The sequence below is a fragment of the Maridesulfovibrio sp. genome (genome assembly GCF_963677005.1).
GTDB lineage: Bacteria > Desulfobacterota > Desulfovibrionia > Desulfovibrionales > Desulfovibrionaceae > Maridesulfovibrio.
The window spans coordinates 1,315,561-1,330,253 of sequence record NZ_OY781616.1 but is presented as its reverse complement, the minus strand read 5'-3'; the positions used below and the strand labels follow the sequence as shown (position 1 = coordinate 1,330,253).

Here is a 14,693-nt window from a genome sequence, read left to right as displayed (position 1 = left end):
TTCTCGGTAAATTTTATTGTTGTGTGGCCGGGACACTCTGGTCGATTCTATCCCGCCGGTCTAATCCGGGCGGTGCATGCCTTTATATGGAGGCAGTCCCTGTGTGACGCGCTGAGCGGCTTGATGCTTGGTGGAATAACAGGCGTCCTGAACAGGACAAAAGATTAAATCAAATGAAAATGATGTCAACCTTCATTCCAACTGGCCCGGCATTGGATTGTCCGGTCATGCACAGAAGTCGACGAGTGTTGTCCTTGTGGAAAGCGCGAAGCGCATCAAATGGAACTGGCTTAAAATATTTCCTTGAGCCAGTCCGGAACCCTTACAGGGCGCCCGTCTGCGTTTACGCAGGCATGCTCGGTGAATCCGCTGGCAACCAGTTTCGTTCTGTTGTCCTTGAAAATATCGTAGACGAATATGACTGATGCACGTTTCCATTCGCTTATGCCGACATGTATGTTCAGCAGGTCGTCATAGTGAGCCGAAATGCGGTATCTGCAGGAAGCTTCGCGCACGGGCAGAAAGATGCCCCGTTCTTCAACTTCATTGTAGCTCATGCCGCGCTCGCGTATGTAGTGCGAGCGCGATCTTTCGAAAAAATGCAGGTATTCGGCGTAATAGACTACGCCCATGGCATCTGTTTCGCCATAGGATACGCTGTGGTCCAGCCATGCGTCCGGTGTGGGGAATTCCTTGCTCATGTCTATCCTATCTTGTCCAGCACCCACTGCATGAATTCATGGCCTTCCGGGATGATTATACCGGCGCGGTCCGCAGTTTCCTCGGTAAATGACGTTACGCCGGATGCAATGCAGCGGGGTGAAGTCATGAGAAACGGAACCGGGGTGGCGTCATGGGTCCTGATTTCTATCGGAGTAAAATGATCGCAGGTGATTACGTAGCTTGCCTGATCCAGAGGGTATTTCTCCAGCAGCGGGGCAACTATGCGCGAATCGAATCTTTCTATGGATTTAATCTTGTCCTCGACACTGCCCATGTGTCCGGATTCGTCCGGGCCTTCAAGGTGCACGTAAACAAAGTCGCCGTGTTCAAGAAAATCCAGTGCGGCCTGCACCTTGCCTTCGTAGTTGGTGTCCACAAGACCGGTGGCCCCTTCAATGTCGATAACCTTCATGCCCGAAGCATTGCCGAGTCCCTTGATGAGATCAACCGCCGAAATCACGGCTCCTTTCATGCCGAATTTCTCTTCGAAGGGCGGCAGGATCAGCGGCCTGCCCTGACCCCACGGCCAGATGGAGACTGCTTTTGTACCGTTCCCGGCCAGAACTTTCTCCGCATCGCGCATGAGTTTGTCCATAAGCGGGCTTCTGGCGAATTCCTTTACGTCTGCAGCAATGGGCTTGTCGGTAATGTCGTGCGGCGGCCGGATATTCAGTCCGCTTTCCATTTTTGCGGCACCGCCCTTGTGAACCAGCAGGTGCCGGTACTGGATACCGGGATAAAATGAAAATTCATCGTTGCCGAGTTCGGCCTGAAGCTTTTCAACCAGCGGAACGGACTTGTCTGTGCCTATGTGTCCGGATGAATAGTCGTACATTGTTCCGTCTTCGGTGAAACCGGAGATGTTGACCAGATTCATGCGCCAGACAAGGTCATCCGGATCAAGCTTGAGTCCCTGCGCTGCCGCTTCAATGGGCCCGCGTCCGGTATGATAGGTGGCCGGGTCGAAGCCCAGCAGGGACATGTTCGCTACATCGGAGCCCGGAGCCATCCCCTTGGGGACGGTCCGGCAGGTTCCGAGCAGTCCCTTTGAGGCCAGCATGTCCATGTTCGGTGTATTTGCGGCGGCCATCGTGGTTTTGCCGTCGAGTTCATCCAGGGGCCATCCGCCCATTCCGTCTGCTACTAGAAAAAGAAGTTTCATCGTTGGATATTATCCCTTTAAAATGCGCATTGATACGGTCTTGCGGGCAATGAAGGGCATTTTGTCAATCTCTTCAAGGGCCGCTTTGACATCTTTGGTGCTTGCGGTGTGGGTGGTGAATACGACCGGTATGTCCCTGTCGTCCGGGTTGCCTTTCTGTACTGCCTGGGCAATGGAAATATTGTGTTCAGCCAGACATTTGGACAGGGCAGCCATTACCCCGGCCTTGTCCTGCACCGTGAAACGGAAGTAGTATTCCGAGGTGGTCAGTTCCGGGGGCAGTATGTCCGCTTTGGGTATGGGAGCGTTGCAGAATCCTGTGTTGTCCGGGACTTCGGTCCGGGCAAGGGCCATTATGTCGGCCAGCACGGCGCTTCCCGTGGGCAGCGATCCGGCTCCCTGTCCGTGAAAAAATGCGGGACCAACGGCATTCCCTTCCACGCGTACGGCATTGTAGTTGCCGCCCACCCGGGCCAGCAGCAGCGTGTATTTGACCAGAGCCGGGAAAACCCCCGCTTCCAGCTTTCCGCCTACATCGCAGACCTGCCCGATGAGTTTGATGCGGTAGCCGAATTCTCTGGCGAACCTGATGTCCTGTCCTTCCACCTTGGTGATGCCTTCCACCGGCAGTTCGGAGAGGGGGTAGTCCTTTCCGTATGCTATGCGGGTCAGTACGCAGACCTTGTGCGCGGTATCTATGCCTTCAATGTCGAAGGTCGGGTCCGCTTCTGCGTATCCCAGGTCCTGAGCCTGCTGAAGGGCTGTTTCGAATTCCAGGCTGTTGGTGGACATTTCCGAAAGAATATAGTTGGCGGTCCCGTTCAGAATACCCACTATGGACTTGATACGGTTTCCGGCCAGTGATTCCTTGATGGACTGAATGATCGGAATACCACCGGCAACGCTTGACTCGTAAAAGAGGCCGACTTTTTTTCTGGCGGCGATTTCGAAAAGTTCTATGCCGTGTTCTGCCAGAAGGTGCTTGTTGGCGGTGACTACGTGCTTGCCTGATTCAAGAGCCTTGACGACGATTTCCCTGGCAACGGTTGTGCCGCCCATGAGTTCGACGACAATGTCAACGTCCGGGCTGGAGGTGAATTCTTCGGGATCGGCGGTGAACTTTACTCCCGGGCCGGGCAGGTAATCCCTTTTCTTGTTGACGTCACGGACGAGTACGGTTGTCAGAACGAATTTCTTGCCGCTGCGGGCGCGAATAATTTCTTCGTTATCTTCCAGAATCCGGGCCAGTCCGGTTCCGACCGTGCCGAATCCGGCAATGGCAAGCTTTACAGTCTGCATCTGAACCTCATTTGACCGGTTGAGAGGGGAGTTGCGCATCGGCCGGGAAAACCGGCATCTTTAATCCGCTGGCGCGGTGCGGTTGTCTGTCCTGCTGCCCGGTCTTTAAAATCATATTCGGGGCCAAAAAACCAACAGGCTGCGTTATACCGCAGCCTGTCAGAAATTTGAACTGTAATTTTTATCCTTTGGCGAAAAGATCTTTCATGCCGCGTATGGCCTGATTGATTCTCTGCCTGTTTTCCACAAGAGCCATGCGGACGTGGTCGTCCCCGTAGCTGCCGAAGCCGAGACCCGGCGAGACCGCCACCTTGCATTCGCGCAGCAGCATCTTGGAGAATTCCACGGAACCCATATCCTTGAATTCATCAGGAATTTCCGCCCAGAGGAACTGGGTGGCCTTCGGGGGAGTCACATCCCAGCCTATGCGCTGCAATCCTTCGCAAAGGGCGTCGCGGCGGTCCTGATAGATGTCCATGATTTCGCGGACACATTCCTGAGGACCGGAAAGAGCGTGGCAGGCTGCAATCTGGATCGGCTGAAAGAGTCCGTAATCAAGATAGCTTTTGATGCGGGTCAGAGCCTGAACCATTTCCCTGTTTCCGCAGCAGAATCCCACACGCCATCCGGGCATGGAATAGCTTTTGGACAGGGAGAAGAATTCCACCCCTACATCCATGGCGCCCCTGGCCTGCAGGAAGCTGGGTGCTTCGTATCCATCAAAGGTGAAGTCGGCATAAGCAAGGTCGTGGATGACCAGCAGGTCGTTTTCCTTGCAGAAGTCGACAATTTTTTCAAAGAACGGGATATCCGCAGTTACTCCGGTGGGGTTGTGCGGATAGTTGAGTATCAGCAGTTTCGGACGCGGCCAGGTCTGACGCATAGCCAGTTCCAGGTCTTCGATGAAGTCGCGGTTCGCCCCGATGGGGATGCGCCGCACATCCGCTCCTGCGATGATGCTTGCGTACGGGTGTATGGGATAGGACGGGTCCGGCGCGAAAACAACATCGCCCGGAGAAAGCATGACCAGCGCCAGGTGCGCCAGCCCCTCTTTGGCGCCCATGGTAACGACCACTTCCTGATCATAATCCAGTTCAACGCCATACCTTCTCTTGTACCAGAGTGCCATTTCCCTACGCAGACCCTTGATTCCGCGTGACGCGCTGTAACGATGGTTCGCGGGCTTCTGCGCCGCTTCCACCAGCTTGTCCACGATATGTTGCGGGGTCGGCAGATCCGGGTTTCCCATTCCCAGATCAATGATGTCTTCGCCTTGATGGCGCAGTTGCATCTTCAATTCGTTCACCTGGGCAAACACATAGGGGGGCAGCCGGTGAACTCTTGGAAATTTGTCCATGGTCGTTACTCCTAACTTATAAAATAAACTTGGTATTCGGTTGTAACCGTGGCAACTGTTGCTGTCAAAACTATTATTTTCATGTTTGTCGTTATGTATACGGTATAAAAGAATGTGTTTGTTTGTGCATTGCGCAGAATATTCGGCTTAAAGTTGCATTTATATGAATATATAATTCGGTGTGTTGTTTTTACTAAAATTTTCGTCAGTCAGAACCGGTGACGGTTGCATGTATTTTTTACGCCGATGTTGACATTAAAAAAAAATCACGATTAATTGGTCGTAAGAATTTTATTATCACGGATGTTTTTTTTTTATTCAAACAGCAGGAGGCTATCATGGCAATCTCCAAGAAATTTCTGAAAAGCAAGCCTATTTGCAAGGTCAAGTTCGACGTTGATAAAGATCAGATCGAAAACGGCGAGATAATTTACCTTGTGGGCGATTTCAACGATTGGAATGAAAAATCCACTCCCATGAAAAAACTCAAGAGCGGGAAGTATACCGTAACAGTGGATCTTGAAACCGGGCGCGATTACAGATTCAGATATCTGGCCGGAGAGGACATCTGGTTCAATGACAACGAACCCGACCGGACCGAGACCACTCCTTACGGGGATGCCGAAAATTCGGTTGTAAGCTGCTGATTGTCCTGCCTGTGATTGTTGCATATAGCCAGGCGGAAGGACGAACTGTTTCTTCCGTCTTACTATAGCTGCGCTTTTTGCCCTTCCTTTCATTCTCCGCTCAGCGTTCTTATGAAGTGATCTTCGCGTTCCTTCTTGACCTCGGACCCTCTTTTTTTTAGCTTCTTTCATTCTGTTGTCAAAAAGGCTCTTCCTTTTGAAAAGAAGAGCTTATTATATTTATGAAGAAATCAGGGGGACATAATGGTTCAAAAAGCAGAAAAAATTTGGTTTGACGGAGAATTGGTCAACTGGGATGATGCCCAGGTACATGTTCTTACCCATACTCTCCATTACGGAGCAGGTGTATTTGAAGGCATCAGAGCCTATGTGACCGTGGACGGAAAATCCGCTGTATTCAGGTTGCGTGAGCATGTTGTCAGACTTTTCGATTCCGCCAAGATTCTTGGAATAGCCATTCCTTTTACTGTAGAGGAAATTGAGAAAGCTATTATCGATACCCTCAAGGTAAACGGACTCAAGGAAGGCTACATCCGTCCGCTGGTATTCATCGGTGACGGTGCCATGGGCGTTTTCCCCGGAAACAACCCCATCAGGGTGTGCATCGCCACCTGGCCCTGGGGTGCATATCTCGGTGAGGAAGCCCTTGAGAAGGGTATCCGGGTGAAGACTTCTTCCTTCAACCGCCATCATGTTAACGCCATGATGACCAAGGCCAAGGCCTGCGGCAACTACGTAAACTCCATTCTTGCCAAGGTTGAGGCTGTCAAGGACGGGTATGATGAGGCACTCATGCTTGATACCGCCGGATTCGTTTCCGAAGCCACAGGTGAGAATATCTTCATCGTCCGTGACGGACTTCTCAAGACCACTCCGCTGACTTCAGTTCTGCCGGGCATCACCCGCAACAGCCTGATGACCGTTGCCCGCGATCTCGGATATCAGGTCGTCGAGCAGCAGTTCACCCGCGACGAGCTCTACATTGCGGACGAGGCCTTCTTCTGCGGTACCGCAGCCGAAGTCACCCCCATCCGTGAAGTGGACAACCGCGTTATCGGTGAAGGACGGCGCGGTCCTGTTGCCACCCTGCTGCAGAAGGAATACTTCAATGCGGTCAAGGGCGGTAATGAAAAGTACAAGTCCTGGCTCGACTGTTACGAAATCTGATCAGATAGCCCCTGCGGGGCGTCATCATAATAGAATCACGGCAGATCCGGGATATGCGGTTCCGGGCCCGGATCTGCCTTTATTAAAAACGGAACCCGCATGGGCTTGCCTTAAGTAATGAGTTCATCCAATCTGACAGCAAAATACCGTCCGCAGACCTTCGGGGATGTTGCCGGACAGGATGCGGTCAAGACAATCCTTTCCCGTGCCGCTGCCCAGGACAAGGTCGCTCCGGCATACCTTTTCAGTGGAACACGCGGTGTAGGCAAGACCACTATTGCCCGAATTTTCGCCAAGGCGCTTAACTGCAAGAACGCACCTACCGCCGAACCCTGCAATGTCTGTGACAACTGTCGGCAGATAACTGCCGGGGTCGGTGTGGACGTGGTCGAGATAGACGCCGCTTCCCACGGCAAGGTCGATGATGCCCGGCGTTTGAAGGAAGATATCGGCTATGCTCCTATCGAGTTCCGCTACAAGGTCTTCATCATTGACGAGGCTCACATGCTCACCGTGCAGGCCTTTAACGCCCTGCTGAAGACTCTGGAAGAGCCGCCGCCGCACGCCACGTTCATAATGGCCACCACGGAAACGCACAAATTTCCGGCCACTATCATCAGCCGGTGCCAGCATTACGCGTTCAAGATGCTCAGCGCATCCGAGCTGACAGACCATCTTTCCAATATCCTGAACAAGGAAGGCGTGCAGTTTGAACCGTCCGCTCTGGACCTGATTGCAAAGCGCGGGGCCGGAAGCGTTCGTGATTCCATGTCGCTGCTGGGGCAGGTGCTGGCTCTGGGCAGCGATAAGCTGCTTGAAGAGGATGTGCGCTCCATACTTGGGCTTGCCGGGCGCGATGTGTTTTTCTCCCTCATGCAGGCCATCCATTCCCGCGACCTTGTGTCTGTAGGGGAAATCGTGCAGCAGGTGCTTGGGCGCGGTCTGGATCTCGGCTTTTTTATCCGCGAACTGGGCAACTGCTGGCGCAACATGTTTCTGCTCAACCAGTCCGGTGAAAGGGCGGTTCCGCTGCTGGGGCTTTCTTCGGCCGAGGCTTCCGAGTTCATGCACTGGGCCGGAACATTCGACCGTGCTTTCATCCACGCCTGCTGGCAGATGACCGTGGACGGACAGCGTCGGGTCATGTCCAGTCTGGAACCGGCCATGGCGCTGGAACTGCTGCTTCTGAACATGGCCAGCCTTACCGACCTTATTTCCGTAGAGCGTGCAGGAGCACTTGCTTCTTCTGCAGCCGGTTCCGGTGCGCAGCCTCAGTCCAGACCTGCTCCGGGCCAGAACCAGGGACGGCGTCCTCCCGCAGGCAATCCTCCGTGGCAGCAGGGCGGGCAGCCTTCCGCACAGGGCGTGGCCCCCCGGCAGCCGATGCAGCAGGGTGGACAGATGAATGCTTCCGGCGGGCGTCCCATGGGCCGCACGGAAGGAAGCGCATCAGGAAATCATCCAGCCTCGGAAGACGGCTCTGATGATTCCTCCCTGCCTGACGCGGCAGCTCCGCAATCGGATAATAATTTTCAGCCGGCAGCTGACAGCGCGGAAAACCGGCCTGCCTACAGTGGCGAGCAGTACAACCCGCAGCCTGTAGCGGGTGGCGAAGATATGATCCCGGAACGCTCTGAGCCGGAAAGAGTATCTTCCCCAGGACCTTCAGGCCCCCGCAATTTTCAGGGCTTTCTGGATTACGTGGAATCCTGCGGCGCCAATGGTTCCGTCTCAGGCCTGAGCAAGTGCAAGGGTGAATTTACGGATGGAAATCTGGTCCTGACCTGCGCCAACCCTTTTCACGAGAGTCAGGTGAATGACCGTGAGGTACGTGGAACCGTCTCCCGTCTGGCCTGCGAATATTTCGGGCCCGATACTGGTCTTGAAGTGCGGATAAGTAAAAGGGGCCAGGGCAAGAGCAGGCAGCAATTGCGCGATGAAGTCGAGTCGCACCCCGATGTCATGCGGGTTATTGACTCCTTTTCCGCCAGCATTATTTCTGTGGACCCGCGCAAGGACGGCTGATACCAAGATGCGGATCAGTTGTGAAAATGATAACCGACCAAAAGGAGTAATATAATGAAAGGTATGAACGATCTCGTACGCCAGGCCCAGATCATGCAGCGCAAAATGACCGCGTTGCAGGAAGAGCTGAAAACCCGCGAAGTTGAGAGTTCCGCAGGCGGTGGAATGGTTAACGTTAAGGTTAACGGTTCCTCTGAAGTTCTTGAAATCAAGATCGATCCTGCCATTGTTGAGGCCGGTGACGTGGAAATGATTCAGGATCTGGTACTTGCCGCAGTCAATGACGCCAATAAGAAAGCCAAGGCCATGATGGAATCCGAAATGTCTCAGATTACCGGCGGAATGAATCTCCCCGGTATGTTCTAAGTCGCAGAATTTATATAAATAACGACAGGTAGAGAGGGGAAACCTTGCCGCTCTGCCTGTCGTCTTTAAAGTTAAGCACCCCGTTCTTAATGGTTCGGGGCTTTTTAAATATACGGCTATTGCCTTAGTTCTGCAAAAGTTGTGATTTGAATGACGAATTTCAAGGCAACAGGTTTAAATTATGAGGGATTCCAAAGGGGATTATCCCCTTTGGCCGCCGGCGGCAAAATCAAATTGCCAAAAGCGCGAAGCACATCTAGTTCAATCTCTTAAATGCCTTTTGGCAGAGTTAAGGGAAATAGGCACGAATTTTGGGAATTCTTTCATCCCAGCAGGCATAAATATGGATAATTTACCGGAACCGTTGAGGGTTGTGGCCCAGGAACTGGCAAAGCTGCCGGGGCTGGGGCCGAAATCCGCGCTCAGGATTGCGCTCACCATGCTGAAAATGCCCAAGGAAAAGGTGGTCGGCATTGGTCAGAGTGTTATCGACCTGCGTGAAAAGCTGTGCATCTGTGAACAGTGCGCAAGCATAACCGATACCTGTCCCTGCCGGATATGCTCCGATCCGGGGCGTGAGAAAGAGAAGCTTTGCCTTGTCTCCGAGTGGGATTCCCTGCTGGCGATTGAGGAGATGGGATTGTACAAGGGGTATTACCTTGTTCTGGGCGGTCTCCTGTCTCCGCTCGACGGTGTTACTCCGCAGCATCTGGAATTCGCCAAGCTTGAGGACCGCTTGAACAAGGGCGAGGTGCGGGAGTTGATTCTCGCTCTTGGGGCAACCGTTGACGCTGAAGCCACAGCTTCCTACATCAAAAATATGATTGAAACCCGTTTTCCGGATGTTGAACTGAGCCGTCTGGCTCAGGGGATTCCTATCGGATCGGAAGTGAAATACACGGATAAGGAAACGCTGCGGCAATCTCTGGAATATCGCCAGAAGCTTTAATTCATATCACCACGGGATGGGCTCATTTCGCCGAAATGGCGTTCCTGACCTTACAGGATAATGCTCAGCCGCATCAGCCCGTCTGAAGGCTGGCATTCCCGGCACAATTTTTATCAGGACCTAATAATGTCGGACACTCTCACAGGCGAAGTTCGTACTGTTGTTTATCATAACGAGGAGAACGGGTACATCGTGGCCCGGGTCTCGTCAAAGGACGAACCGTCTCAGGTGACAGTTGTCGGAGTTCTGGGAGCGCTTACGCCCGGGGAATCCGCCGAATTTCACGGACGTTGGAAGCAGCACGCCAAGTTCGGCCGTCAGTTCGAGGCCGATTTTCATGAAAGAATACGTCCCGCTACCGAGGCCGGTGTCATCCGTTTCCTCAAGTCTTCCTCCATCAAGGGGGTCGGCGAGGCCATTGCAACAGATATGGTCAAGGAATTCGGTGTAGAGGTTTTGGATGTTCTTGATGAGGAGCCGGAAAAACTGCTCAAGATCAAGGGTATTTCAAAGAAGAAACTGGAAGACATCAAGGAGTCGTGGCAGTCCCAGCGCGAGATCAAGAATTTGATTCTGTTCTTGCACACCCACGATGTTCCTCCCACCTACGCAGCCAAAATATTCAATCTATACGGTGCGCAGTCGGTGAGCAGGATCAGTGAAAACCCGTACGAACTGGCTTACGAAGTCCGGGGCATAGGTTTCAAGACAGCCGATGCCATGGCCTTGAAACTCGGATTTGCGCCGGATTCCCCGCAGCGCATTGAGGCCGCTGTAATCTATTCCCTTTTTTCGGTGAGCGAGCGGGGCGGACACATGTTCTGTCCGCGTGAGAAACTGGTTGAAGACGTGGCCAGAATGCTTGGTGGTGTTGAGCTTGATCTTATCAGCGAAGGTATCCGTTCGCTTGAAGAACGCAAGCGGGTGCGGGTGGAGAACCTGCCGGAGCAGGATATTGAGGAAGCGGTTTTCCTGATGCATTTTTTCCGGTTTGAGAGGGAGATCTGTAAGCGGCTCTACGGCCTGATCAGCCACCCCTCGCCGGTAAGCCGCGAGAAGGTGGAGGAAGTTCTGCCCGAGGTTGAATCGCAACTTGGATTCAGCCTTTCGGAAGAACAGCGCGAGGCTGTTTTCGAGGCCTGTGTAAATAAATTTTTCATAATCACCGGCGGACCGGGCACCGGAAAAACCACCATCACCAGAGCCGTGGTCACCACATTGCGTGAATTGGGATTAAAGGTAAAGCTTGCCGCCCCCACCGGGCGCGCAGCCAAACGCCTTTCCGAGGCCACGGGCAGGCATGCGTCCACAATACACCGCATGCTGCAGTATACTCCCGACAGCGGCGGTTTTTACTATAACGAGGATCAGAAGCTGAAGGCTGACGTGCTGGTGGTGGACGAAGCTTCCATGCTTGATGCCCAGTTGTGTCTTGCCGTGTTGCGCGCAGTCCCCTTGACCTGCCGGGTTATTTTTGTGGGTGATGTGAACCAGCTTCCGTCCGTAGGTCCGGGCAACGTGCTGGCCGACCTGCTGCAGAGCGGCAAGATTCCGAGCGCCGTGCTGAGTCATATTTTCCGGCAGGCTCAGGAAAGCTATATCGTTGTTAATGCCCACCGCATCAATGACGGGCAGTTTCCCCTCGGGCATCCCGCCGATGCTCCGGAAGCTGATTTCTACTGGATTCCTCAGGAAGACCCGCTGAAAGTTCAGGAACTGATTGCCCAGACTGTTTGCGAGCGTATCCCGGAGCGTTACGGGCTTGACCCCATGACTGATATTCAGGTGCTGACCCCGATGCACAAGGGGGATGTGGGAACCATGAAACTGAACGCCATGCTGCAGGAAAGGCTTAATCCTTCGACCGGAAAAGGGCTTAAGCGCGGCTTTGTGGAATACCGGGTCGGAGACAGGGTGCTGCAGTTGCGTAACAACTACGAAAAGGAAGTTTTCAACGGCGACCTTGGACGGGTCATGTATGTGGATACAGCCGAAAACGAGCTGACAGCCGAATTTGACGGTAACATCGTCCACTATGAACTTTCCGATCTTGATGAATTGACTCTCGCCTACGCGGTCAGCGTACACAAGTCGCAGGGCAGTGAGTATCCGGCGGTGGTCATGCCGATCGTTTCACAGCATTTTCTGCTGCTGCAGCGCAACCTGCTCTATACCGGGCTTACGAGAGCCCGCAGGCTGGCCGTTCTTATCGGCAGCAAGCGGGCTTTTCATATCGGGCTTGGCAACGTTACTGCCGGAAAGCGTTTTACCAATCTGCGCTATCGCATTCGTAATATTTTCGAAGAGAATCTGCTTTAAACACTATTCCTTAGGTGGTTGTTTTCTTAACTTTGCAAAAAAACTTTGATTTAAGTTGCCTCTTTTAATGCAGCCTACTCCAGCAACCAGGGATTCCAAAGGGGATTATCCCCTTTGGCTGCCAGCGGCGAATCCGTTTGTCAAAAGCGCTAGGCGCATCAAATCCAGTGTCTTAAGTCTGTTTTTGCGGAGTAAAGGAAAATAGCCACGTTTATCTATGTAGAAGCTCCCGTTATCTCCTGCGGCGTTCGCGCACCCAGCAGTTCCCTTCAATAGACTTGGCCCATTTTTTCAATGATGCCGCCTGTTCCCCTATTGCCATCAGAGTCTGTTCCGGTTCGCAGTCCAGTATGGCCATGGAAACGGAAACAAGAGGAAATCTTGATACCGAGCCGTTGCGTCCCTTCCCTTCGATCCAGCCGTTTTGCGCGTCGTTTTCGTTGTAATTCTGCTTTGCCAGCCGTTTGAAGCAGCGGGTTGTTCCCTGGCAGACTCTTTCGGCTTTTTCCGGGGTGGTCACAATCACGAAGTCGTCTCCGCCGATGTGTCCGACAAAGTCATTGCCTGCTCCGTGCCTTTTGGCCGCCCAGGTGAGCAGCTTGCTGATCTGGAGTAATATCTTGTCCCCGTTCTTGAATCCGTATGTGTCGTTGTAGACTTTGAAGTTGTCCAGATCGGCGTAGATGATGCTGTACTTTTCCATTGTCTTCATGCGCCGCTCAATTTCCTTTTCTATGCCCAGATTGCCGGGCAGACCGGTCAGGGGGTTTGTTCCCTTGGCCATTTCCACCTGTGCTGAAGCAAGGGTATCCAGCATGCGCTGGACCGATATCGTGCCCATCAACTGTCCGTGCCAGGTGATTATCACATCATCGTATGCTTTCTTGCGATTGCGGGCCATGGCCAGCTGGGAAACCTTTTCCACCGTGGTTTCAAGGTCCACTATCAACGGGTTGTCATCCATGACCGAGGTAATTGGCTTGTTGGAGTAGAGCGCGACACCGTATTTCCCGGATAGATGCTTGTTGAGGTCATATTCCATCACCAGCCCGCATGGAATTTTGTTTTTTACCACCACAACGCAGTTGATGGAGTTCTTTTCTTCGAAAAGTTCCTGCACCAGCGGAACCGGGGTGTCTGATTCCACTGATTCAACCTTGTTGATCAGATTTTTGACCGGGATCCCGTATACAGAGTTTTCATAAAGAGACGGGGTAGCCATTTTCAGGGTCATGGCCGCGTCCGTAAGTTCGGGTTTATCTTTTTGAGGTCTGGCCAGAAAAAAACCCTGACCCAGATGAACACCCATATCAATGGCGGCAAGGGTCTGGGTCTGTGTTTCAAGCCCCTCCACGATTAGTTTGCCGCCGATTTTTTCCGCAAAATCGGTAAAGGTATCTATGATTGCCCGGTTGACCTGATTGATCTCAATATCCTTGATGAACGCCTTGTCCATTTTTATGTAGTCGGGTTTAATTTCGGCGATGGAAGTAAGACCGGAGTATCCGGTTCCGGCATCGTCGATTGCGACCATGTAGCCCTGATTACGGTAGTGGTCGAGGGTCTGGCGGAATGTTTTGAAGTCCTTGACGCTGTGCCTTTCAGTTATTTCGAACACTATGTTTCCGGGTTTCAGTCCGAACCTCTCGAGCAGGATTTTGGTCTGTCCGGTGGTGAAGTTTGGGTCTACTATGGTCCGGGGATGAATGTTCAGGAAGAGTTTGTGTTGCGGGCGGTGTTCCCCGAAATTACGTATCGCAGATTCTCTGCAGACTTTTTCAAGCTGAAACAGCTTTCCAAGTTTTTCGGCCATATCGAAAAGAGTCAGGGGAGATCGAAAGGGGGAATTCAGCGGACCTCTGGCCAGGGCTTCCCATCCGTGTATGCTCTTGTCACTTAAGTTGACTATGGGCTGGTAGTGACAGCGGATTTCCCCTCCGGTGAGGATTTCACAGAATTCATTGGAGAGTTCCAGATTTGATATATCCAGGCTTTTCTGTGCTTCCAGCCGGGCTTCTCCGATGGCGGAGAGGAATCCTGACCAGAGTTTGTTTGTGGAGTGCGCGGCGAGAAAAAGAGAATAGCCGCTGTTGATGGTCACGCTGTTTCCTGTGCGGCTTATCTGGTCCGTTTTCAGCTTGTTTTCTATGTTCACCTTGAATTGATAGGCCAGTTCCTGCAACTGCAGTTTGTCCATCTTCTCGGAAGGATCAAGCAGGAAGAATTCACCGGCATTAAAGGAAAATATATGAAATTCGTTATGGCTGAGGTTTGCTTCTCCTTCGTCTGAAAGTGCAGCGCGGATGTCGGTTTCTATTTTCTCAGCCCATTCCGGTCCGTACATGGCGGAGAGGGTGGGGAAGTCCTGAATGGCGAAGTAAAGGATATTGAGCTGCCCGACATTCTGGATAAGACTTCCGATTCCGGGTCCCTCCATACAATCCGCACTATTGCCGGAATTTTCTATAAACAGTTCGGCTTTTTTCTTGAGAAGTTGCAGCATGGATTCATGCTCCCGGATATTGTTGCAGGTTCATTTAATTATTATTTGCTGATCTCTGGATGAAATCTGTACGCATAGATACTCGCGTAATGTTTCTTTCCCGTTACATTCTTGTTTAAAGAATGTCGTTTTGAAGCCTGTCCGCGGTCTGGATCAAATTCTGTGTTTAGAGTAGT

Annotated in this window: 11 protein-coding genes; 6 read left to right on the top strand and 5 right to left on the bottom strand. The window is 52.5% G+C overall.

What is annotated here, in order from left to right; all coding sequences use genetic code 11:
• Window positions 1-290 precede the first annotated feature (290 nt).
• The 4 genes from ACKU4E_RS06190 to ACKU4E_RS06175 all read right to left on the bottom strand — a co-directional run bounded on the left by ACKU4E_RS06190 (window position 291) and on the right by ACKU4E_RS06175 (window position 4,541).
• Window positions 291-701 carry a thioesterase family protein gene (locus ACKU4E_RS06190; RefSeq protein WP_320170206.1) on the bottom strand — a complete coding sequence of 137 codons (411 nt, stop codon included), beginning with the start codon at window positions 699-701 and terminating at the stop codon, window positions 291-293.
• Between the two features lie 2 nt (window positions 702-703).
• Window positions 704-1,885: a cofactor-independent phosphoglycerate mutase gene (locus tag ACKU4E_RS06185; RefSeq protein WP_320170205.1), complete on the bottom strand. Its 1,182-nt coding sequence runs from the start codon at window positions 1,883-1,885 to the stop codon at window positions 704-706.
• A 9-nt stretch (window positions 1,886-1,894) separates the two neighbouring features.
• Window positions 1,895-3,184: a homoserine dehydrogenase gene (locus tag ACKU4E_RS06180; protein ID WP_320170204.1), complete on the bottom strand. Its 1,290-nt coding sequence runs from the start codon at window positions 3,182-3,184 to the stop codon at window positions 1,895-1,897.
• A gap of 181 nt (window positions 3,185-3,365) precedes the next feature.
• Entirely contained in the window at window positions 3,366-4,541 is a 1,176-nt protein-coding gene (locus tag ACKU4E_RS06175; protein WP_320170203.1) for an aminotransferase class I/II-fold pyridoxal phosphate-dependent enzyme, read from the bottom strand.
• 338 nt (window positions 4,542-4,879) lie between these two features.
• Between ACKU4E_RS06175 and ACKU4E_RS06170 the strand changes: the two genes are divergently transcribed.
• The 6 genes from ACKU4E_RS06170 to ACKU4E_RS06145 all read left to right on the top strand — a co-directional run bounded on the left by ACKU4E_RS06170 (window position 4,880) and on the right by ACKU4E_RS06145 (window position 12,014).
• Entirely contained in the window at window positions 4,880-5,188 is a 309-nt protein-coding gene (locus ACKU4E_RS06170) for an isoamylase early set domain-containing protein (RefSeq protein ID WP_320170202.1), read from the top strand.
• A gap of 243 nt (window positions 5,189-5,431) precedes the next feature.
• Window positions 5,432-6,355, top strand: a complete 924-nt coding sequence (locus tag ACKU4E_RS06165; protein ID WP_320170201.1) for a branched-chain amino acid transaminase — start codon at window positions 5,432-5,434, stop codon at window positions 6,353-6,355.
• Between the two features lie 117 nt (window positions 6,356-6,472).
• Window positions 6,473-8,380 (top strand): DNA polymerase III subunit gamma/tau, encoded by a 1,908-nt coding sequence (dnaX, locus tag ACKU4E_RS06160; RefSeq protein WP_320170200.1) that lies wholly within the window; start codon window positions 6,473-6,475, stop codon window positions 8,378-8,380.
• Between the two features lie 54 nt (window positions 8,381-8,434).
• Complete coding sequence (locus ACKU4E_RS06155) at window positions 8,435-8,746, top strand: YbaB/EbfC family nucleoid-associated protein (protein WP_320170199.1); 312 nt, start codon at window positions 8,435-8,437, stop codon at window positions 8,744-8,746.
• A 343-nt stretch (window positions 8,747-9,089) separates the two neighbouring features.
• Window positions 9,090-9,695, top strand: coding sequence for a recombination mediator RecR (gene recR, locus ACKU4E_RS06150; protein WP_320170198.1), 606 nt, complete (start codon window positions 9,090-9,092; stop codon window positions 9,693-9,695).
• A 126-nt stretch (window positions 9,696-9,821) separates the two neighbouring features.
• Window positions 9,822-12,014, top strand: coding sequence for an ATP-dependent RecD-like DNA helicase (locus ACKU4E_RS06145; protein WP_320170197.1), 2,193 nt, complete (start codon window positions 9,822-9,824; stop codon window positions 12,012-12,014).
• Between the two features lie 232 nt (window positions 12,015-12,246).
• On the opposite strand, the gene ACKU4E_RS06140 is transcribed toward ACKU4E_RS06145, so the two are convergent.
• The gene (locus tag ACKU4E_RS06140) at window positions 12,247-14,517 is read right to left on the bottom strand and encodes a bifunctional diguanylate cyclase/phosphodiesterase (RefSeq protein WP_320170196.1); all 2,271 of its coding nucleotides are present in this window, start codon (window positions 14,515-14,517) and stop codon (window positions 12,247-12,249) included.
• Window positions 14,518-14,693 lie beyond the last annotated feature (176 nt).

Bases quoted from the DNA above. Each gene is read 5' to 3' on its own strand.
- recR (WP_320170198.1), top strand. From the start codon at position 9,090: ATGGATAATTTACCGGAACCGTTGAGGGTTGTGGCCCAGGAACTGGCA.
- ACKU4E_RS06190 (WP_320170206.1), bottom strand. From the start codon at position 701: ATGAGCAAGGAATTCCCCACACCGGACGCATGGCTGGACCACAGCGTA.
- dnaX (WP_320170200.1), top strand. From the start codon at position 6,473: ATGAGTTCATCCAATCTGACAGCAAAATACCGTCCGCAGACCTTCGGG.
- ACKU4E_RS06140 (WP_320170196.1), bottom strand. From the start codon at position 14,517: ATGCTGCAACTTCTCAAGAAAAAAGCCGAACTGTTTATAGAAAATTCC.
- ACKU4E_RS06185 (WP_320170205.1), bottom strand. From the start codon at position 1,885: ATGAAACTTCTTTTTCTAGTAGCAGACGGAATGGGCGGATGGCCCCTG.
- ACKU4E_RS06175 (WP_320170203.1), bottom strand. From the start codon at position 4,541: ATGGACAAATTTCCAAGAGTTCACCGGCTGCCCCCCTATGTGTTTGCC.
- ACKU4E_RS06170 (WP_320170202.1), top strand. From the start codon at position 4,880: ATGGCAATCTCCAAGAAATTTCTGAAAAGCAAGCCTATTTGCAAGGTC.
- ACKU4E_RS06145 (WP_320170197.1), top strand. From the start codon at position 9,822: ATGTCGGACACTCTCACAGGCGAAGTTCGTACTGTTGTTTATCATAAC.
- ACKU4E_RS06180 (WP_320170204.1), bottom strand. From the start codon at position 3,184: ATGCAGACTGTAAAGCTTGCCATTGCCGGATTCGGCACGGTCGGAACC.
- ACKU4E_RS06155 (WP_320170199.1), top strand. From the start codon at position 8,435: ATGAAAGGTATGAACGATCTCGTACGCCAGGCCCAGATCATGCAGCGC.
- ACKU4E_RS06165 (WP_320170201.1), top strand. From the start codon at position 5,432: ATGGTTCAAAAAGCAGAAAAAATTTGGTTTGACGGAGAATTGGTCAAC.